The organism is Aquisalimonas sp. APHAB1-3 (assembly GCF_048323695.1).
Lineage (GTDB): Bacteria > Pseudomonadota > Gammaproteobacteria > Nitrococcales > Aquisalimonadaceae > Aquisalimonas.
In genome coordinates, this window is sequence record NZ_JBLWFT010000001.1 from 116,482 (window position 1) to 137,260 (window position 20,779).

Sequence of the window (20,779 nt, forward strand, 5' to 3'; positions counted from 1 at the left end):
CAACGGCGACTAACGGGGTAAACCAATGGAAGCAGTTGCAGAACAGAAAAGCGTCTACCTGCAGGATTTCCAGCAGCGGGACCGCGCCAGTGAGCCGACCTGGTGGGGCACCCGCCGCGAGACCGCCATGCAGCGGTTCGAGGCGGCCGGATTTCCGTCGCGCAAGGTGGAAGCGTGGAAACAGACCAAACTGGCGCACGTGACCCAGGAGCACTTCCGTGCGGCCGCGTCTGCCGGCCAGCTGGATCAGGACGCCCAGAGCCGTCTGGCGGTGGTCGATGACGCCGTGCGCATCGTGTTCGTGGACGGCATTCTCGACGCCGACCGGTCGCAGCTCGACCGGCTGCCGGATGGTCTCACCGTGCGGACCCTGGCGGATGCGCTGCAGGAATCCGGTGGCGTCGCCGAGACCCATCTGGCCCGGCATGCCGACGCCGAAGCCCACCCGTTTCTGGCGTTGAACACCGCGTTCACCACCGAAGGCTTGGTGATCGAAGTGGGCAGCGGCGCCGCGCCGGCCCAGCCCCTGGAGCTGGTGCACGTGATGACGGCCGATGCGGGCAGTGTCGCTGCGTGGCCGCGGGTGCTGATCCACGGTGCGACCAGCTCGGAAGTCACCGTCGTGCAGCGGTATTTCGGTGCCGATGGCACGGCTTACATGACGTCGCCGGTGACCGAGATCGTTGCCGACGCCAACAGTCAGGTGAACTTCTACCAGCACGTGGAAGAGGGCGATCAGGGTGCCCACCTGGGCGTAATTCACGCCACCGTGGATCGTGATGCCCGGATCAACGGCCATGCGCTGCATGCCAGCGGCCGTACGGTGCGTACCGACTTCTACGTCAATCTGGACGGCCCCGGTGGCGATGCCACCCTGAACGGGCTGTACCTGGTGCGTAACGGGCAGTTTGCCGATATCCACACCTGGGTGCGGCACAACGCCGATCACTGCACCAGTCAGCAGCTCATGAAGGGCGTGCTGGAAGGTAAGTCGGAAGCGGTATTCGACGGCATGATCCACGTGGCCCGGGATGCCCAGCAGACCGATGCGGATCAGCAGAACCGCAACCTGCTGCTGAGCCCCAAGGCGCTGGCGCACTCCAACCCGCGGCTCGAGATCTACGCCGACGACGTCAAGTGCGGCCACGGCTCCACCGTGGGCGAGCTGGACGAGGACGCGGTGCTGTACATGCGCACCCGCGGTGTCTCCGACGAGGAGGCCCGGGGCGTGCTGACATTCGCCTTCGCCAATGAAATGCTGGAATCGGTGGCGCTGCAGTCGCTGCGCGAGTACGAGCGTGAAGCCCTGCTGTCCCTGCTTCCGGGCGAGGAGGCCGTGAGGAAGCTGTTATGAGCAACGTGGACCCCGTGGTCAACGGCGATTCCGGGCTGGACGTGGACGCGATCCGCGCCCAGTTCCCCATCCTGCACCAGGCGATCAACGGCAAGCCGCTGGTCTACCTGGACAACGGCGCCACCGCGCAGAAGCCGCAGGCGGTGATCGATGCCGTGAGCGACTGTTACAGCAGTTACTACGCCAACATCCATCGCGGGGTCCACGATCTCTCGCAGCGTTCCACCACCGCCTTCGAGGCGGTGCGGGGCACGGTGCAGCGATTCCTGAACGCGCCTTCGGAAGACGAGGTGGTGTTCACCCGCGGCACCACCGAAGGCATTAACCTGGTGGCGAACAGCTTCGTCCGCCCGAAGCTCCGCGCGGGTGACGAGATACTGGTCACGGCCATGGAGCACCACTCCAACATCGTGCCGTGGCAGCTCCTGTGCGACGCCACCGGAGCGAAACTGGTGGTCGTCCCGTTCTCCGACGCCGGCGAGCTCGATCTCGCCGACGTGGCCGAGCGGCTGACCGAGCGCACGAAGTTCGTGAGCATCATCCATGTCTCCAACGCCCTGGGCACCATCAATCCGGTCGAGGAGATCATTCGCCTGGCCCACGAGCGTGACGTGCCCGTGCTACTGGACGGCGCGCAGTCGGCGCCGCACATGCCGGTGGACGTCCAGGCGCTGGGCTGCGATTTCTTTGTGTTCTCCGGTCACAAGACCTATGGACCCAGCGGCGTGGGTGTGCTCTGGGGCCGGTATTCGCTGCTGGAGGCCATGCCGCCCTGGCACGGTGGCGGCGACATGATCAAGACGGTGAGTTTCGAGCGCTCGGAGTTCGCCGAGCCGCCCCAGCGGTTCGAGGCGGGCACGCCCAACATCGCCGGTGTCATCGGCATGGGCGCCGGTCTGGAGTGGCTCATGGCCCTGGGCCTGGACAAGGTCGCAGCCCACGAGGCGGATCTGCTCGCCTACGCCCACGACCGGGTAGGCGCCATGGAGGGTGTGCGCATCATCGGCACAGCGCAGCGCAAGGCCGGGGCGCTGTCGTTCGTCATGGACGAGGCCCATCCCCACGACATCGGTACCATTCTCGACAACGACGGTGTTGCCATTCGCTCCGGTCACCACTGCGCCCAACCGGTGATGCAGCGCTACGGCATTCCCGCCACGGCGCGGGCATCCTTCGGTGTGTACAACACCCGGGACGACGTGGACCGCCTGGTGGCCTCCATCGACAAGGTCCGGCGACTGTTCGCCTAGCCCGGTGCGCTCCACTGATGGCTGACGATCTGATGAAGCTCTACCAGGATGTGGTCCTGGCGCATAACCGGCAACCGCACAACTTCGTCGAGGTGGACCCGGCCACCCACCGTGGACACGGCTATAACCCGCTGTGCGGCGACCGCATCGAGCTGACCCTGGACGTGCGCAATGGCGTCATTGCCGCCATCGGCTTCCAGGGTGAAAGCTGCGCCATCGCCACGGCGTCCGCCTCTCTGCTGACCACGACCCTGGAAGGGCGGAGCGTGGATGATGCACTGGCCGTCATGGACGCCTTCAACCGCACCCTGGACGGCGACGAGACCGCTGTCGTACCGGAGACCCTGCAGCCCCTGCTGGCGGTAAGGGCGTTTCCGTCCCGCCTCAAGTGCGCCGGCCTGCCCTGGGCGTCGCTGTCGGCCGCGCTGGCCGATGATGACGCCGCTGCCTCGACGGAGCAGGGTCAGGGCACGTAGATCAACCGGAACCCGCCCCAGTGTCGGCCGTGGACGTAGATGGGCGCGGACGCGTCCTTGGTCAGCACGAACCGCTCACCCATGTTCCGCCGATACGCCTGCAGCAGGAAGGGCTCAGTGTTTTTCGCTGCACTCTGTCCGGTCCGGTCGGTGTAGATCTGCCGGTGACGGGCGTTCGCCAGGTTCCAGTCCCGGTCGCCGGGGCGCTGGGGATTGGAGGTGTGCAGATTGTGGGTGCCGATGTAGCCCTGATCGTCGGTGGCGCAGCAGGAGATGATCTTGTCGTGGCAGTTCAGGATCTCCTCCTGGAATGCCGGAAACAGTCTGTCGGTGACCTCTACGTAGCGTGTCATGTACTGCTGCGGATCGGTGTCGGGCACGGGGGCGTAGTCCCGGTCGAAGATGTCCGCTTCCGTGAGCTGCCCGTCGCGGAGAGCCTCCTCCAGTGCCGCTCCTGCCGCCCTGGCACCTTCCTGCACCTTGTTGATGAAAAAGCGGTCCACGGTGTCCACGTCCACGGAGTTGCAGAGGTTGAGCAGCTTCTGCCCTTCACCAAGTAGCGTGTCCAGCCGACCGTTGGCGCTGGTGAGATCGCTCGCGGACTGGTCCACTTCGCCGTGCAGCTCGTTGAGCTCCTGGCTTGCCCGGCTGCAGGTCTCGTTCATCTCGCCGGTGGCGGTCTGGATGTGCCGGGACTGCTCGCCCACCTGGCGGATGGCCTGCTCCAGGGTGGTCAGCACCTGGCTGATGTTCCGGGAGTCTGCCTGCACGCGCTCGGCGCGGCTGGCGCCGTCGCGGCCCTTCGCCGCCAGGGTTGCCGCGGTGCCGGACAACCCCTCCAGGGTCTGTTCGATGCTTTGGGTCGCCTGGCCGGTTTCCTCGGCCAGGGTGCTCACCTGTTCCGCGACCACGGAGAACCCGCGGCCACGCGATCCGGCGCGGGCTGCTTCGATGCTGGCGTTGACCGCCAGGAAGTTGGTCTGCTTGGCGATGGCCGAGATACTGGTGGAGGCCTTGTGAATCCGCTGGAGGGCGTCCTGCAGCTGTGACAGCTCGGTGGTCATCTGCCCCACCTGCCCGGTCATGTCCTGGAGGTCGGTAACGGTGGCGTGGATGTCCTCGGAGGCCGAGTTGAGGCTGCCCGCCGTGGAGTCCGCGCTCTGCCGGGCCTCGTCAGCGGCCTCCTGCACGGACTGACTCGCGGTCTCCAGTTGCCCGGTGGCGCGCGAGAAGGTCTCCAGCATGCTGGCTTCGTGGGCGACCCGTCCTTCCACCTGGTAGACGGCTCCGGCGACGTCCGAGACGTAGACGGTGAGTGTGCCGGTGGTGCTGGCGGTCTCCTGGATCAGGCGCTCGGCATCGCCGCCGGCGTTGCCGCTCCGCAGGCCCGCCGAGAGCGTCTGGGCGGACCCGGCGAGCTGCCGGGTATTGTCCCGGGCCTCGGTCAGTGCGTTGCGTGTGGTGTCCACTTCGCCGCTCATGCCCTCGAGACCTTCGACGGTCTCCCGGCAGGAGCTGTTGATCTCGCGCACGGATTCGTTGATGCGTGTATAGGCGCCGTCCACGGCGGCCATGGCGCCACCCACGTTGTCCAGGAGGTCCTGCACGGTGCTGGTCCCGGTCTGGATGGTGCCGGTCAGGGTGGTGCAATGGTTCGCACGCTCGATCAGTTTCTGCGCGTGTTCCCGCAGCTCGCCCAGGATGCCGCTGATCTCTTCCGTGGCCTGGCCGGTCTGTTTCGCCAGCTCCTTCACGTGTTCGGCGACCACGGCGAAACCACGCCCGATGCCCCCGGCCCGGGTGGCCTCGATGGTGGCGTTCAGGGCCAGCAGATTGGTCTGTTTGGCGATGGTGGCGATTGAGTCCGCCGCGGTGCCGACGCCTTCCAGGGCCGTGTCGAGGTTGCCGATTTCCTGCTCTGTGGCTGATACGGCGTCGGTGAGGGCGGTGATGTCGTCCAGCGAGCGGGTGAGTGTGGCGCGGGAGTCCTCCACGGCGTGATCGGCTTCGGTGGTGGCCTCGCGCGCCTCGCGGGCCGCGCTCTCGGTGGTTTCGTTTGTGCGCGCGAGTTGCCGACCCAGATCCAGCAGCGACTGGAATCGTTTCGCCTCCTGGTCGACGCGGTCGCTGACGGCCACGAGTTCCTGCTGAATCTGATCGATTTCCCCGTGCAGCCCGTCCGCATGGCCGCTCAGGCGCTCAATCAACCCGGCATGATCCGTTGTCGCGCGATGATCGTGCTCCGCGACGTGCTCCCGTCTTACCCGGGAGCTGATCCAGGGAAGGCGCATGGGTGTCTCCTCGCTCCTGACGTTCTTATGATGAAGGCCGCCCGCTACAGGGAAGCGTCTTTTCGTCCCGGAGTAACGGCCAATGTCGCCCATTCTTGAGCGTGTGCGTCCGAGTGTCGGGGATTAGCGTCATCTGGACAAGTGACCCCTGGTTGTCAAAAACTGTGACTATCTGCGTCTTTTTCATTTGAACGCTTCTGGTAGTCTGGCGCTCGAACCTGAATACGAGGCGTCTGAATGCGTTCAATGTTTGCCACCGCCGAAACGCAGATGCGCCAGCGGCAGCGCTGGGGTCACGGTACTGCGCTGATCCTGACCCTGCTGATACTCGCAGCCGCTTACGGGCTTGAGTACGTCGGTGGCATGGAGCCCTGTCCGCTGTGCATGGTTCAGCGCCTTGTCTTCGCGGCACTCGCGGTGGTCTTCCTGCTTGGCTTTCTCCACGGGGCGCCGTTCTGGGGACGCTACTTCTACGGCGTGCTCGGGGCACTGGTTGCCGCTACCGGCATCGGGGTCGCTAGCCGCCACCTGTGGCTGCAGAGCCTGCCCCCGGAAGAGGTGCCTGCCTGTGGTCCGGGGCTGGATTACATGGTCGATGCGTTTCCGATCACGGAAGTCATCACAATGGTGCTTGCCGGCTCCGGCGAGTGCGCCGAAGTCCACGAGGTCTTCGGCCTGACACTTCCCGGCTGGACGTTGGCCGGGTATGCGCTGCTCGGCCTCTGGGCGCTTTGGATCTGCCGACGCCCGCGCTGAGACCTGGCTTTACCTGTTGAAAGGTTAGTACCATCCCGTGCGCGACCGGTACCGGCCAGCGGACTGCGGGAGAGTCTCCGTGAGCGATATTGATCACCACCTGGGTCCCGACGGGGCGCTGGCAGGGGCTCTGCCCGGCTTCCAGTCCCGCGAGGAGCAGCAGGCCCTGGGGCGTGGTGTGGCGGAGGCGATTGACGCCGGCGACACGCTGATCGCCGAGGCGGGTACCGGCACGGGCAAGACCTTCGCGTACCTCCTGCCGGCGCTGCTTTCCGGAAAGCGCGTGATTGTCTCCACCGGCACCAAGACCCTGCAGGACCAGCTCTATCAGAAGGACCTCCCGTTGTTGCGGGATGCCCTGGACTTGCCCCGGCGCACGGCGCTGCTCAAGGGTCGAACCAACTACCTCTGTCTTTACCGCACCGACATGGCCGAGGTGGACGCCCGGTTCGACCGCCCCGGCACCGGGGCGCAGCTGCAGGCCATCCGTCAGTGGGCGGCGGTGACGGATAGCGGCGACATCTCGGAGCTGGCCGAAGTCCCCAACGACGCGCCGATCTGGGGGCGCGCGACGTCCACCGCGGACAACTGCCTCGGCCAGGAATGCCCGCTCTATGACGACTGCTTTCTCATGGCTGCGCGGCGTCGCGCACAGGAGGCTGACCTGCTGGTGGTCAATCACCACCTGCTGCTGGCCGACATGGCTTTGAAGGAGGGCGGTTTCGGTGAGGTGCTGCCGTCCGCCGACGCCTATATCCTCGACGAGGCGCATCAGCTGCCGGACGTGGCCGCTCAGTTCTTCGGCGTGTCGGTGAGCAGCCGTCAGCTGCAGGAGCTGATCCGCGATACCCATGCGGAGTATCTGCGCGATGCCGGTGACCAGCCGGCGCTGCCCGATTGCCTCGACGTGCTGCGAAAGGCTATTCAGGACTTCCGCCTGACGCTGGGGGAGGCGGGCCAGCGGGCAGCGTGGAGTGGCCTCGGTGACGCGGATGAGGCCACGGATGCGCTCATTCACCTGCGTGCGGCAACAAGCGCCCTGGCCGAGGTGCTGGAGACGCTGGCCGAGCGCGGTCGCGGGCTGGAGAACTGCCACCGTCGCGCCCGGGACATGGCGTCGCTGCTCGACCGGTTCGCCGATGGCGAGACGGACGCCTTCGTGCAGTGGTTCGAAACCTACCAGCAGGCGTTCATCCTGCGGTTGACCCCGCTGGATGTGGGCCAGCAGTTCCAGGCGCGCATGAAAAAGCACCCCGCAGCGTGGGTGTTCACCTCGGCCACCCTGTCCGTCAACGGCGGGTTCGGGCACTTTCTGGAGCGGATGGGGCTGGACGAGGAGACGTCCACCCTGCGTGTGGACAGCCCCTTCGATTACGCCAGCAATGCGCTGCTGTATGTGCCTGCCGGCATGCCTGAGCCCAACAGTGCCTTTTACACGGAGGCGTTCATCGAGCGCGCGGAGGCGGTGATCCGGGCCAGCGGCGGCCGGGCATTCGTGCTGTTCACCAGCCACCGCGCCCTGCAACAGGCAGCTGCACAGTTGCGAGACCGTCTGCCTTACCCCGTGCTGGTACAGGGCGATGCCTCCCAGAACCTGCTGCTGGAACGCTTCCGCGAGGCCGGCAACGCGGTGCTGCTGGGAACGGGAAGTTTCTGGGAGGGGGTTGACGTCAAGGGCGAGGCGCTGTCGGCCGTGATCATTGATCGCCTGCCCTTCGCCTCGCCAGCCGATCCGGTCACCCAGGCGCGGATCGATTTCCTCCGCCGTCACGGCGGCAATCCGTTCCGGGATTTCCAGATCCCGCAGGCGGTGATCGCCCTGCGCCAGGGGGTGGGCCGCCTGATCCGTGACGCGTCGGACTACGGCGTCCTCATGATCGGCGATCCGCGCCTCACCGGGAAATCGTACGGACGACTGTTCCTTAACAGTCTGCCCCCCATGGGCCGAACTCGGGACCCGGAGACGGTCCAGGCGTTTCTCGCGCGCGTGGATTAGGCTGCGAGGGTACGCCGTAGGGTTGCCATCCTCCGTCGGAGCGACCAGTATCGCCGCCGCGGCCGTCGCCGTGTGGCAACTGCGGCAGCGAAAATCGTGACGGGGGTCAACGCGACAGGGCTGGACCGCGCCCTAGACTGCCCGCCTGAACACTAATCATGCATAAGGAATGACAGGAGCACACCATGAAACGCCTTCCCCTGGTTGCCGCCCTCGCGCTGGGCGTCAGCGGCATTACCGCGGCCCAGGCCGATATCGAAGTCTACGGTCAGGCCCACCTGGCGTTCAGCCACCTGGACGACGGCGATGACTACAGCGCCTTCAACCTCTCCAGTAATGCCAGCCGCATCGGCTTCCGGGCCGGGCATGACGTGAGCCCGAACCTGCGTGCGCTGGTGCAACTGGAAGGGCAGGTGGACTTCGACACCGATAACAACGAGACCTTCACCTCCCGTGACAGCTTCGTGGGCCTGGAAAGCGGCTGGGGGCTGCTGCGGGCCGGCCGCTTCGACACGCCCAACAAGACCCTGCGCAGCCGCACGGATCTCTTCGGCAACCAGGTGGGTGACGCGCGCAACATCGTGCGCGGCGAGTATACGGGTCAAGGTGTTGACGAGCGCTTCCGCAACGGGATCGCCTACCGCACGCCGTCGTTCGGCGGGGTGTTCGTCGACCTCCACTACAGTGTGGATACGGGAGACGACGACAACGCCGCCGACAGCAACGACGACGACGCCTGGAGCGCCTCGCTCACCTATCAGCAGGGCCCGGTGTACGCTGCCGTCGCCCACGAGCGCTGGAACGAGGGCGGCGAGCGGGTGCGCGAGGCCACGCGGGTAGCCGGCTCCTACGACCTCGCCGACCTGCGTGTCACCGCCCTGGCGCAGACCACCGGCCGGCCATCCGACGATGCCTTTGGTGTGGGTCTGCGCTACGCACTGGTGGGGAACATTTTCCTGAAGGGGCAGTACTACGTGCTGAGCGCCGATGACAGCGATCAGGATGCCGACATGATCGCCGTGGGCGCCGACTACCACTACAGCGACGAGCTGCGCTTCTACCTGAACTACGCGCAGATCGACAACGAGGACGGTCAGGACCGGCAGCCGTGGGTGCAGGCCAGCACCTTGACTGGCACAGAGACAGTCGGCGAGACCGCCCACAGCGTGGCCGCGGGGCTGGTTTACAACTTCTGAGCCCGACTGAACGGATGGGGAGGTATCGCGGCTGACGCCGCTCCTACGGGGCGCTGGACTCCTGTAGGAGCGGCGATGCCGCGACCCTGCAACGCAACAGGGCGACCCTCCCTGACTACCGCACCATCTCCGCATCCGTCAGTGCGTTGACTTTCTCCCGCAGCACGAACTTCTGAATCTTCCCCGTGGACGTCTTCGGCAGATCCTCGAACAGCACATGCCGCGGGATCTTGAACCCGGCCAGCCGCTCGCGGCAGAAGGCGACGATGTCCGCCGGCGTGACCTCACCGGCGTCGGGCCGCAGGGTGATCACCGCGCAGGGGGTCTCGCCCCAGCGGTCGCTGGGTGCCGCCACCACCGCGCACTCCAGCACGGCCGGGTGCTTGTAGAGCGTGTCCTCCACCTCGATGGTGGAGATGTTCTCGCCCCCGGAGATGATCACGTCCTTGGCCCGGTCGCGGATCTCCAGGTAGCCGTCCGGGTGCCAGACCGCCAGATCCCCCGTGTGGTACCACCCGCCGTGGAACGCTTCCGCGGTGGCCTCCGGGTTCTTCAGGTAGCCGGTCATGATGGAGTTGCCGCGCACCATGATCTCGCCCATGGTTGTGCCGTCCATGGGCACGGGCGCCATGGTGTCCGGGTCGGCGACAATGGTCTCCTCCACGCTCAGGTACCGCACGCCCTGCCGCGACGCCATGCTGGCCTGTTCGTCCAGGGGCAGGGCGTCCCACTCCGGTTTCCAGGCACAGTAGTGCGACGGGCCGTAGGTCTCGGTGAGCCCGTAGAGGTGGATGACGTGGATGCCGATGCCCTCCAGTGCGCCGATGACCGCCGCCGGCGGGGCCGCACCGCCCACGTAGGCGGTGACGCTGTGATCGAAGCGTGCCGTGTTCGCCTCCGGTGCGCTGGTGAGCATGTTCAGCACCAGCGGCGCCCCGCAGAAATGGCTCACCTTGTGTTTGCCGATGGCTTCGAAAATGGCCGCCGGCTCCACCTTGCGCAGGCACACGCTGGTGCCGGCAACCGCAGGCAGCGTCCATGGAAAGCGCCAGCCGTTGCAGTGGAACATGGGCAGCGTCCAGAGATAGACCGGGTGGCGGCCCATCTCGCAGGCGATGATGTTGCTGTAGGCCCCCTGGTGGGCGCCGCGGTGATGGTAGAGCGCACCCTTGGGATTGCCGGTGGTGCCCGAGGTGTAGTTCAGGCTGATGCTGTCCCACTCACTGGCGGGCCACTGCCAGCGGAACTCCGGATCGCCTTCGGCCACCAGCGCCTCGTAGTCCAGGTCGCCCAGGCGCTCGCCGCCCGGGCCTTCCGGGTCGTCCACGTCGATTACCAGCGGTTTGCGATCACAATGGGCCAGCGCTTCGCGCACCACCGGGGCGAACTCGGTATCGGTAATCAGCGCATCCGCCTCGCCGTGGTCGAGGATGAAGCCGATGGTGCGGGCATCCAGGCGGATGTTGATGGTGTTGAGCACGGCGCCCGCCATGGGCACGCCGAAATGCGCCTCCAGCATGGGCGGGATGTTCGGCAGCACCGTGGCCACGGTCTGCCCCGGGCCGATGCCGCGGGCGCGCAGGGCCGAGGCGAGTTGCCGGCAGCGGGCGCCGTACTCGGCGTAGGTGGTGGTGCGTTCACCGTGGATGACGGCGGGATGGTCGGGGTAGACCAGCACGGCCCAGTCGAGCATCGACAGGGGCGTCAGGGGTACGTCGTTGGGCTGTTGGTCTGTGTGCACGGTGGCTCGGGGGGTGCTCATGCCTCGGTGTCCTCCTCCGGATCATTTTCTAATGATGGTGTTTCGGTGTCGGTGTCCGGAGTCCATTCCAGGGGCCGCGGTTGAGCGAGCGGCCCGCAGATCGCTTCCGCTGTGTCAGTGCCGCCGCCGGGCAGTACGGTGCCGAACAGGCGGCAGGTGTTGGCGCCCATGATGCGACGGACATGGTGCTCCGCGAAGGGCTCCTCACCCCGGCGTAACAGCGCCGTGAGCACGTTCAGATGGGTGACCTCGATCATCGGCGTCACGGAGCCGTCGTAGTCCGATCCGATGGCCACGTGGCGGCTGGGCTCGGAGACCCCCATCTCCGCCGCAATCCCGGTAATATGCCGCATGGCATCGGCTACGCGCCAGACGCTGGGGCCGATGGCCTGTGGCCAGAAGCCGATGCCGATGACGCCGTCGGTATCGATGATGCGGCGGATGTCGTCGTCACTGAGGTTGCGGTCGGGCCGGCAGGGCGCCTCGCAGCCTTCCGCGATGCCCGTGTGCGACACCGTGACCGGCTGGCGCAGATAAGCGGTGGCATCCGCAAGGCCGGCACTGGAGATGTGCGCCAGGTCTACCGCCATGCCCAGTTCCTGCGCCGTGCTCAGCGCCGTAAACCCGTGGTCGGTGAGCCCGTAGCGCTCGCAGCCCTCGTTGGAGCCGGAGAGGTTGTTGTCGAAGCGGTGCGTGGGGGCGAACAGCCGCACTCCGGCCTCGAACAGGTCTTCCATGTCGGCGCGCACGTCTGCGCCGGTGACGTCGTCGCCGCCGATCCAGTGACCCCCTTCGATGCCGATGATGCCGCCGATCACGTCCCTGCCGACGGCCCGGTCCGCGACCAGCTGTCGCAGATCGTCTGCCGTGGCGATCAGGCGCAGTTCCGGGCCGTCGGTGTCCCGTGAGCGTTCGGCGGCTTCGTGGAAGCGTTCGATCTGGTAGAAGGCGCGCTCCCGCAGGCCGAACACCGGTCGCCCCTGCATGAAGAACAGCGCGGTGTTGGTGTCGAGCGAGTCGCCGCTGACACAGGTCTGCCAGGGCAGGTTCAGCGGGCTGCGGGTCACGATCGTGAACACCTGCAGGGCGATGTTACCCTCATGCAGCCGCGGCACGTCGGCGTGGCCGAAGTAGGAGCGCTCCAGCAGATCGCGCTCCCACTTCAGGGTGTCGATGTGCAGGTCCGCGACGAACAGTGATTCATGCAGGGCCCGGTCGCGTGCGTCCGGCTCCGGCGCGTCTTCGTCCACGCCGTAGGGGTTCATCATGCGGTCGTACTGCCCGGCCAGGTAGTACAGGCCGGCGGCGTACTGGGTGTAGGCTATGTAGCCAACCCCGAGCAGCAGAGCACCCATGATGGCGAAAAACAGTTTCCTCTGCTGCGTCAAACCCGCTCCTCCAGCCGTTTCCGGAATGTGCCGACGCAACCCATGAGCCAGCCCCCGAGCCATCATGCCACACCTGAGGCGCCCGGTAAGGGACAGCGCATGGCGGTGCTGGACGTGCTGCGCGGCGTTGCGGTGCTCGGCATTCTGCTGATGAACATCCAGTCGTTCGGGCGGCTGTCGAGTGAATACCTCAATCCGAAGGCGCTGGGTGACCCGCCGACGCTGGACTGGATCGTGTGGTTGATCAACCACGTGGTGGCGGACGAGAAGTTCATCACCATGCTCACCATCCTCTTCGGCGCCGGTATCGTCATCATGGCGACCGCCTCGAAGGAGTCGGCCGTCGCCTTCGAGCAGCGCTACCGGCGGCGCATGGCGTGGTTGTTCGTCTTCGGGCTTGCGCATGGGCTACTGCTGTGGCCGGGCGATATACTTGCCGCATATGCCATCTGCGGTGCCATTGCGCTGCAGTTTCGGCAGCGCTCTCCCGCGGAACTGGTGTGGCTGTCGCTGCTGCTTTTTGCCACCGCCACCGTGCTGTGGATGCTGTTCAGCGTGGGCCTGGTGTTCGTACTGCCCATGGACTGGGTCGGCCAGCTGGCTGGGCGTTACTGGACCCCGACGGCCGACGTGGTCTACGCCGAGGTGGATCGGCTGACATTCAACTGGATATCGACCGTGGGCGAGCGCGCCGTGGACGCTCTGAGCGCTCAGGCGTGGATGCTGGTCTCCGATCGTATCTGGCGCATGCTGGCGATGATGCTGCTGGGCATGGCGCTGATGAAAGTGGGTTTTCTGCCCGGCAAGTGGTCGCTTGCCAGCTACCGGCGGGTGGTCGTGGGTGGCCTGCTGGTGGGCGTGCCGGCGGTGCTTGCCGGTGTCTGGTTCAACGAGGCGGTGAACTGGGATTTCCGGTATTCCATGTTCCTGGGGCGCATTGCCAATCACTGGGCCAGTATCGCCATCGCGCTGGCGTGGATTGCCACCGTGATTCTGGTGGTGCGCCACTCGCTGTTCAGCGTGGCAACACGAGCGCTGGAGGCGGTCGGGCGTCTGGCCATGACCAACTACCTGGGGCAGTCGATCCTGTGTGTGGGGATTTTCCACGGCATCGGCCTGGGGCTGTTCTCCCGCTTCGGCTACCTGGAGCTGCTGGGTGTGGTGGCGCTGGTGTGGGCGATCCAGATCGCCTTCTCCATCATCTGGCGGCAGTACCACGCCATGGGGCCGTTCGAGTCCCTGTGGCGGCGGCTCGCGGCCGGGTGACCCTGTCGCATATGGCATCGTGGGTGCCGTTGCACGTCATTTACCCCCGCTGTCTCCCGTGCTTCGCTTACACTAGTAATCAGTGACGGCTCGAAGGCGACGGGGAGAGCGTTGGATGGAGCTTCTGAATCGGCTCATGGCGGTGCAGCACCGCAAGGGTGCGCTGACCGACGACGTGCTCCGTGGGCTTTCCCGAGAGTGGCGCGTGCCACTCTACCGTCTGGAAGGGCTGCGCTCCTTCTACCCGGTATTCCGTGACCAGCCCGGGGCGCCGCGCCGTCTCTCCGTATGCCGTGACGTGGCCTGCCGCATGGCCGCAGGTCCTGACTTCGCCGAGCGCGTCGCCCAGGCCATGATGGGTTTTGACGGGATCGAGGTGGAGTCGGTGAGCTGTCTGGGGCTGTGCCATGCCGCACCCGCGGCGCTGGCCGGCGACGTGCCGGTCTCCGGTTCTCCTGAGCGTCTGAGGGACGGCATGAGCGGGCGGCAGCCGCAGCCGCTGGTGGGTGACCCGCCGGCCGGTGTGGCGGCCGTGGATCCGTACCGCGGTGCCGACGGGCATTACGGCACGCTGGTGGAGCTTCTGGATGGTGGCCGTCCCGAGTCCGTCATCGAGACGCTGGAGGCCTCCGGGCTTCGCGGCATGGGTGGCGCGGGGTTTCCCACCGGCCGCAAGTGGCGGTTCACGAGGGCGGCTTCGGGCGGGCCGCGCACCGTGGTCTGCAATGCGGACGAGAGCGAGCCGGGCACCTTCAAGGATCGGTTGCTGCTGGAACGGGCACCGCACCTGGTGATTGAAGCCATGATCATCGGCGGCTGGGTCATCGGGGCAAGTCACGGCATCATCTACCTGCGCCACGAGTACGAGCACGCGCGCGAGGCGTTGCACAAGGCACTGGAGCGCGCGCGGGCGGACGGCTACATCGGCAGCAACATTCGCGGGAGCGGGTTCGACTTCGAGCTGGACCTGTTCATCTCGCCCGGCGGCTACATCATGGGCGAGGAGACGGCATTGCTGGAGGGGCTTGAAGACCGGCGCGGCGAGCCCCGTAACAAACCGCCGTTCCCGACACAGGTCGGTTATAACGGCGGCCCGACTCTCATGAATAACGTCGAGACGTTCGCCCTGATCCCGCGCATCCTTCAGGATGGCGCGGAGGGCTGGAAGGCGCGTGGACGTGAGGGATACAGCGGCCTCAAGTTTCTGTCGGTCTCCGGTGATGTGGCCGCCCCCGGCGTCTATTGCGTACCGGCGGGGACGCCGATCCGTGAAGTGATCGAGCGCGCCGGCGGCATGGCCGGCGGCCGGTCGCTGTACGCGTTCTGTCCCGGTGGCGCCTCCACGCCGTTCCTGCCCGCAGCCCTGGCCGATACGCCCGTGGATTTCGATGCCCTGGCCCAGGCCGGTGCCGGGCTCGGGTCCGGTGCCCTGTTCGTGGTGGGCAGCGGGCGCGATCTGCTGGATCTCGCCATCCAGCAGGTGCGCTTCTTCCGCAACGAGTCCTGCGGCAAGTGCGTGCCCTGCCGCACCGGCTCCGCCCAGGCCGTAAGCAAGCTCGAGGCCGCCCAGGCCGGTGCTCCGGAAGAAGGGTTGACCGAACTGCTGGAGGCCCTCGACGAGACCCTGGTGCAGACCTCCATCTGCGGCCTGGGCCAGGTGGCCCTGACGCCGATCATGGGGCTGCTGCGCCATTTCCCCGATGAAGCCGCGCGACTGCGGAGGCCGCATGACTGACACCGTCTCCCTGACCATCGACGACCAGGCAGTGGAGGTGCCCGTCGGCACCACCATCTGGGATGCCGCGCGCTCGCTCGGCATCGACATCCCCGTGCTCTGTCACAGTACGCGCATGCGCCCGGTAGGCGTCTGCCGCATGTGTGTCGTGGATACCGGTGTGCGCAACCTGCAGGCGTCCTGCGTGCGGCCGTGCGAGGAGGGCATGGCCGTGTACACCGACTCGGAGAAGGTCCGTCGCAACCGCCGCATGCTGCTGGAACTGCTCCTGGCCGACTATCCGGCGCCGGGCAACCGCGAGGCGACCACCGGCGACGACGAGCTGCTCGCCCTTGCGCGCGATTACGGCGTCGAGCACAGCCGCTTCCAGGCGTCGGCTTCGGCCGCACCCGCTCCCGTGGACGACTCCTCCCCTGTGATCGTCGTGGATCATGCCGCGTGCATTCTCTGCGATCGCTGCATTCGCGGCTGCGATGAACTCCAGCACAATGATGTGATGACCCGCAGCGGCAAGGGGGCGGCGACGCACATCGCGTTCGATCTGGACGTGCCCATGGGCGAGAGCACCTGTGTGGCCTGCGGCGAGTGCCAAGCCGTATGCCCGACCGGTGCCCTGACCAACCGCAGCCTGCACGGGCTGCATGTACTCGCGGAGGACAGAGAATGACCGCCATCGACGTCAAGGCGCGGGTGGTGGATTCCGTGTGCCCATACTGCGGTGTGGGCTGCGCGCTGTCCTGGGTGGTGGACACCGAGCGCAACCGCATTCTGGAAGCCCGTGGCCGGGACGGCGCGGCGAACGAGGGTCGCCTGTGTGTCAAAGGCCGCTACGGGTTCGATTACACCACCCACGCCCACCGCCTCACCAAACCCCTGATCCGCCGTGAGGATGCCTATCCCAAGGGCGCACTGTCATGGGACGACAACGGGCCGCGGCGCCCGGGCGGACCGGTGGACCCCGAGACTGTGTTGCCGCACTTCCGTGAGGCCACCTGGGAGGAAGCGCTGGAGCGCGTGGGGCAGGGGCTTCGTGGCATTCGTGATGCCCATGGTGGCGATGCGCTGGCCGGCTTCGGCTCCGCCAAGGGCTCGAATGAGGAGGCGTACCTGTTCCAGAAACTGGTGCGCGCCGGATTCGGTACCAACAATGTTGATCACTGCACGCGCCTGTGCCACGCCTCGTCGGTGGCGGCGCTGCTGGAGGGGATCGGCTCCGGCGGTGTCACGAATATCGTGCGCGATATCGAGCGCGCCGATGTGGCGCTGATTACCGGCTGCAACCCCACGGAGAATCATCCCGTGGCGGCCACGTTCATGAAGGATGCTGCTGCCAACGGCACCGAGCTGCTGGTGGTGAATACGCGGCGGCCGCGGATCGCCGACTATGCCGCCATGTACCTGGAGATCCGGCCCGGCACCGACGTGGCGTTCTACAACGCCATGATGCACGTGATCATCAACGAGGGGCTCACGGACGACGCGTTCATCGCCGCGCGCACGGAGAACTTCGAGGCCATCCGCGAGAATGTGCAGGAGTACAGCCCCGAGTCCGTTGCCGAGCTGGTCGGTGTGGACGCCGAACGCATCACCGAGGCGGCGCGCCGGTTCGGGCGCGCGAATGCGGCCATGCTGTTCTGGGGTATGGGCATCTCCCAGCACACCCACGGCACCGACAACGCCCGCTGCCTGATTGCCCTGGCCATGATCACCGGGAACACCGGCCGGCCGGGAACAGGCCTGCACCCGTTGCGCGGCCAGAACAACGTCCAGGGTGCGTCTGACGCCGGGCTCATCCCCATGATGTACCCCGACTACCAGAAGGTCAGCGACTCCGGGGCGCGGGCGCGTTTTGAGGCATTGTGGGGGCGTTCCCTGTCGCCGGAGCCGGGGCGTACCGTCACCGAGATCACCGACGGGGCACTGGACGGCACGATCCGAGGCATGTACGTCCTCGGCGAGAACCCGTTCGTCTCCGACCCGGACGTGGAAAAGGTGCGCAAGGCGCTTGGGACGCTGGAGTTCCTGGTCGTGCAGGATATCTTCCTGACGGAAACGGCCGAATTCGCGGACGTGATTCTCCCCGGCAGCGCCTTCGCGGAGAAGACCGGCACCGTGACCAACACCGACCGGCGCGTGCAGGTGGGTCGCCAGGCCCTGCAGCCGCCGGGCGAATCACGGCAGGACTGGCAGATCATCTGCGATATTGCCGAGCGCATCGGGTATCCCATGCGCTATCCCGACGTGTCGGCGGTGTTCGACGAGTTTGCCGCCGCCACCGGCAGTTACGCCGGGCTCAGCCATGAGGTGCTGGGTGACCGCGGTCGCTGGTATCCCTGCCCGGACCCGGAGCACTCGGAAGGTGAACCCATCGTCTTCGAGGAGACCTTCCCCAGAGGTCGGGCGCTGCTCGTGCCGGCGCGCCAGTCACCGCCGGTGGAGGCCACCGACGCGGCGTATCCGCTGGTGCTCAACACCGGTCGGGTGCTTGAGCACTGGCACACCGGCACCATGACCCGCCGCTCCGCCGCGCTCCACGGCATCAGCCCGGAGGGTTTCGTGGAGATCCACCCGGACGACGCCGCCGCATACGGCGTCGCCGACGGCGGCTGGGTTGAGGTGACCTCGCGCCGCGGCCACATCCGTATCCGCGCGCGGCTGCGGGATCGCGTGGCCCGTGGCAGCGTGTTCATCCCCATGCACTTCCGCGAAGCCTGCGCCAACGTGCTGACCCATCCGGCGGTAGACCCCGTCGGCAAGATCCCGGCGTTCAAGTACTGCGCGGTGCGGTTGGAGCCGGTTGTGGCGGAGGACCGTGCCTGATAGTGGCATGCTCGCGGCTGACGTCGCACCTACAGCGGAGCGACCGCGGCCCTTAAGTAGGAGCGACGTCAGTTGCGACGGGCGCTGAGTTCAGCGCACGAGTCCCTGCTCCCGCGCCATGGCGTAGGCCATCTTGGGGCCGGTGTAGAGCGACGGCAGCAGCACCAGTGACACCGGCACCGCCGTGACCACGATGAACTGCTGCAGGGCCGAAATACTGCCTTCGCCCATGAACAGCAGTACAGCGGCGGTCAGCGCCATGGTGATGCCCCAGAACGCGCGCACGGCTGGGTGCGGTTCCTGATCCCCGGTGGCGACCATGGAGATGGTGTAGCTCATGGAATCGCCGGTGGTGGCAACGAAGATCGTGGTCAGGACCAGGATCAGCACCGCCATCAGACCACCAAGGGGGAGCGCCTGGGCGACGGTGAGGGTGGCCACGTCGAACTGGAAGTTCGCCAGCGGTTCCGCCAGGTCAATGGCGCCGGTGAGCTGATAGTAGATGCCTGAGCCGCCCAGCAGGGTGAACCAGACGGTCGAGGCGATGGGCGCGGCCAGCGCCAGCGCGATGATCATCTGGCGGATTGTCCGGCCCCGGGAGATGCGCGCGATGAACATGGCCATCAGCGGCCCGTAGCCCAGGAACCAGGCAAAGAAGAACACCGTCCACCACTGCATCCACCAGTCCGGTGCCGTCTCACTGGTCACTGTGGCCATGGGCAGGAAATCGTTGATGTAGGTGCCAAAACCCTGCAGGTAGCTGTTGACCAGGAACAGGGTTGGGCCGAACAGCAGGATGAAGGCACCGATGCCCAGGGCAAGAAAGACGTTGAACCGGCTGAGCATCTGGATGCCCTTGTGGATGCCGGTGACCGCCGAGGTCACGTAGATGGACGCCAGAACGAGCAGGATACCGAACTGCGTCACGAATCCTTCGGGCAGGCCGAATAGGGTGTTGGCGCCGAAACTGACCTGCGTGGCAAGAAACCCGATGGGGCCCACTGTGCCTGCGACCACCGAGATGACGCACACCGCGTCGACGATGCCGCCCCAGGGGTTGCGCATGACACGCTCTCCGAAGAGAGGGTAGAGGAGAGTGCGTGGCTGCAGCGGTTTGCCGTAGCGGTAGTGGGTCTGCACCAGCACGATACTGGTGAGGGCGCCCAGAATTGCCCAGGCAAGAAAGCCCCAGTGCATGAACGACTGCGCCAGCGCCGGCGCCACCGCAGCTTGACTGCCCGCATCCGCGCCGAACACCGGAGGCGTTTCGAGGAAGTGGTACAACGGCTCGCCGGCGGCGAAGAACACGCCACCTCCGGCGAGGAGGGTGCACATGATGATGGACACCCACTTGAAGGTGCTCATCTCGGGTTCGTCGAGATCGCCCATGACGGCACTGCCCGCCGGCGAGATGGCCACGCCGATGGCGGTGAAGAACGTCGCAAGCAGCAGCAGTTGCCAGAACGATCCCAGGTACTGGGCGGCCATGGCGTGGCCACTGTCCACCAGGCTCTGGACCTGCCCAAGATCGATGAGTGCGAAGATCAGAAAGGCGACGATAAAACCGCCGCTAAGCCCGAGAACCCACGGGTCGCCAAGGCCCGCGCTAACTCCCGTGCGCGCGTCGGCCGTTGTGCTCTGACTCATGATTACCGCTCCGTTTCTAATGCTTCTTGAATGAATGGCGCCCGCATCCCGCACCGGATGGCAGGGACCAGTGAAAAGACCGAATGAGTGGGCTGGCGTTTGCGAGGGAAACGCCGGATTAAACGAGCGCGAGAGCTTATCAGGGAATAAGGCGTACTGATAGGGAGAGCGCGGCGTGGCGGGGTATCGGGCCCGGGCCCGGGAGTAAGCGAACGTATGGTGCTCCCTCCCGGGTCCGTCAAGCAGACATGGGGAGGGCGTCAGTCCTCGACCAGAATGTAGGAGCCGTCCTCGTCGTGGGTCTCCCGTCCGGTTACCGGCGGGTTGAAGGAACAGATCAGGCGCATCTCCTTGTTGCCGCCGCGGAGGATGTGCCGGTCGTGTTTGTCCAGGGCATAGAGAACCCCGTCGTGAAGCTGGTGTACTTCACCGGTGGCGAGATCCTCGATGCTGCCGTCGCCTTCGACGCAGTACACCGCCTCCAGGTGGTTCTTGTACCACAGGTGAAGCTCGGCGCCGGGCGGGATGCGGGTCTCATGAAAGGAAAAGCCCATGCCGTCCTTTTTCAGGAGCATGCGGTAGCTGGTCCAGCCTTCGCCCTGCACCTCCCGATCCGTGCCTTTGATTTTCTCAATGTCGACGATCTTCATTGTGTGCTCTCCTTTGGTGACCGATCGGTAATGGCTCCATGGTGCCGCACCTGCGAGCGCATTGCACCAACCGGTCGGGTGGAAACGGACCCTGAGCTTCCGTCATGGTGGGCCTTCAGTGATGGTGGACCTGAAGGTCCACCCTACGGGAGCCGGGGAGGCATGAACCTGGCGTAGGGCGGACCTTCAGGT

General features: G+C 66.3%; 15 protein-coding genes. 10 read left to right on the forward strand and 5 right to left on the reverse strand.

Going from position 1 to position 20,779, the window contains the following annotated elements; translation table 11 throughout:
• Positions 1-25 precede the first annotated feature (25 nt).
• From sufD to sufU, 3 genes are read left to right on the forward strand one after another with little or no spacing between them, the layout of a single operon-like run.
• Positions 26-1,354 carry a Fe-S cluster assembly protein SufD gene (gene sufD / locus ACNSTU_RS00500; protein ID WP_290633910.1) on the forward strand — a complete coding sequence of 443 codons (1,329 nt, stop codon included), beginning with the start codon at positions 26-28 and terminating at the stop codon, positions 1,352-1,354.
• Positions 1,351-2,604 carry a cysteine desulfurase gene (locus ACNSTU_RS00505; RefSeq protein WP_290633912.1) on the forward strand — a complete coding sequence of 418 codons (1,254 nt, stop codon included), beginning with the start codon at positions 1,351-1,353 and terminating at the stop codon, positions 2,602-2,604. Before sufD ends, ACNSTU_RS00505 begins: the two co-directional genes overlap by 4 nt.
• 17 nt (positions 2,605-2,621) lie before the next feature.
• Positions 2,622-3,080, forward strand: coding sequence for a Fe-S cluster assembly sulfur transfer protein SufU (sufU, locus tag ACNSTU_RS00510; RefSeq protein WP_290633914.1), 459 nt, complete (start codon positions 2,622-2,624; stop codon positions 3,078-3,080).
• On the opposite strand, the gene ACNSTU_RS00515 is transcribed toward sufU, so the two are convergent.
• On the reverse strand, positions 3,068-5,371 hold the full coding sequence (locus ACNSTU_RS00515) for a methyl-accepting chemotaxis protein (RefSeq protein ID WP_418211990.1): 2,304 nt from the start codon (positions 5,369-5,371) through the stop codon (positions 3,068-3,070). The two genes, sufU and ACNSTU_RS00515, sit on opposite strands and share 13 nt — an antisense overlap.
• 237 nt (positions 5,372-5,608) lie before the next feature.
• Here ACNSTU_RS00515 and ACNSTU_RS00520 point away from each other — a divergent pair, with 237 nt between their 5' ends.
• The 3 genes from ACNSTU_RS00520 to ACNSTU_RS00530 all read left to right on the forward strand — a co-directional run bounded on the left by ACNSTU_RS00520 (position 5,609) and on the right by ACNSTU_RS00530 (position 9,319).
• Positions 5,609-6,127, forward strand: coding sequence for a disulfide bond formation protein B (locus ACNSTU_RS00520; RefSeq protein ID WP_290633918.1), 519 nt, complete (start codon positions 5,609-5,611; stop codon positions 6,125-6,127).
• A 79-nt stretch (positions 6,128-6,206) separates the two neighbouring features.
• Positions 6,207-8,123, forward strand: a complete 1,917-nt coding sequence (locus ACNSTU_RS00525) for an ATP-dependent DNA helicase (RefSeq protein ID WP_290636725.1) — start codon at positions 6,207-6,209, stop codon at positions 8,121-8,123.
• Between the two features lie 185 nt (positions 8,124-8,308).
• A complete protein-coding gene (locus tag ACNSTU_RS00530; RefSeq protein ID WP_418211991.1) occupies positions 8,309-9,319 on the forward strand; it encodes a porin in 1,011 nt (336 codons plus the stop codon).
• Positions 9,320-9,434: 115 nt separating this feature from the next.
• Here the strand turns inward: ACNSTU_RS00530 and ACNSTU_RS00535 are convergent, their stop codons facing one another.
• A complete protein-coding gene (locus tag ACNSTU_RS00535; RefSeq protein WP_290633999.1) occupies positions 9,435-11,081 on the reverse strand; it encodes an acyl-CoA synthetase in 1,647 nt (548 codons plus the stop codon).
• Positions 11,078-12,469: a dipeptidase gene (locus ACNSTU_RS00540; RefSeq protein ID WP_290634001.1), complete on the reverse strand. Its 1,392-nt coding sequence runs from the start codon at positions 12,467-12,469 to the stop codon at positions 11,078-11,080. The genes ACNSTU_RS00535 and ACNSTU_RS00540 overlap by 4 nt, the downstream gene beginning before the upstream one ends.
• Before the next feature lie 42 nt (positions 12,470-12,511).
• On the opposite strand from ACNSTU_RS00540, the gene ACNSTU_RS00545 reads away from it, so the two are divergent.
• From ACNSTU_RS00545 to fdhF, 4 genes are all read left to right on the forward strand, one after another.
• A complete protein-coding gene (locus ACNSTU_RS00545) occupies positions 12,512-13,735 on the forward strand; it encodes a DUF418 domain-containing protein (protein ID WP_290634002.1) in 1,224 nt (407 codons plus the stop codon).
• Between the two features lie 115 nt (positions 13,736-13,850).
• Entirely contained in the window at positions 13,851-15,470 is a 1,620-nt protein-coding gene (locus tag ACNSTU_RS00550) for an NADH-ubiquinone oxidoreductase-F iron-sulfur binding region domain-containing protein (RefSeq protein WP_418211992.1), read from the forward strand.
• Positions 15,463-16,137 (forward strand): 2Fe-2S iron-sulfur cluster-binding protein, encoded by a 675-nt coding sequence (locus ACNSTU_RS00555; RefSeq protein WP_290634006.1) that lies wholly within the window; start codon positions 15,463-15,465, stop codon positions 16,135-16,137. Before ACNSTU_RS00550 ends, ACNSTU_RS00555 begins: the two co-directional genes overlap by 8 nt.
• Positions 16,134-18,290, forward strand: coding sequence for a formate dehydrogenase subunit alpha (gene fdhF, locus ACNSTU_RS00560; protein ID WP_418211993.1), 2,157 nt, complete (start codon positions 16,134-16,136; stop codon positions 18,288-18,290). Before ACNSTU_RS00555 ends, fdhF begins: the two co-directional genes overlap by 4 nt.
• 90 nt (positions 18,291-18,380) lie before the next feature.
• Here fdhF and ACNSTU_RS00565 read toward each other — a convergent pair whose 3' ends face one another.
• Complete coding sequence (locus ACNSTU_RS00565) at positions 18,381-19,937, reverse strand: BCCT family transporter (protein ID WP_418211994.1); 1,557 nt, start codon at positions 19,935-19,937, stop codon at positions 18,381-18,383.
• Between the two features lie 260 nt (positions 19,938-20,197).
• Positions 20,198-20,587 carry an ectoine synthase gene (locus ACNSTU_RS00570; protein ID WP_290633572.1) on the reverse strand — a complete coding sequence of 130 codons (390 nt, stop codon included), beginning with the start codon at positions 20,585-20,587 and terminating at the stop codon, positions 20,198-20,200.
• Positions 20,588-20,779 lie beyond the last annotated feature (192 nt).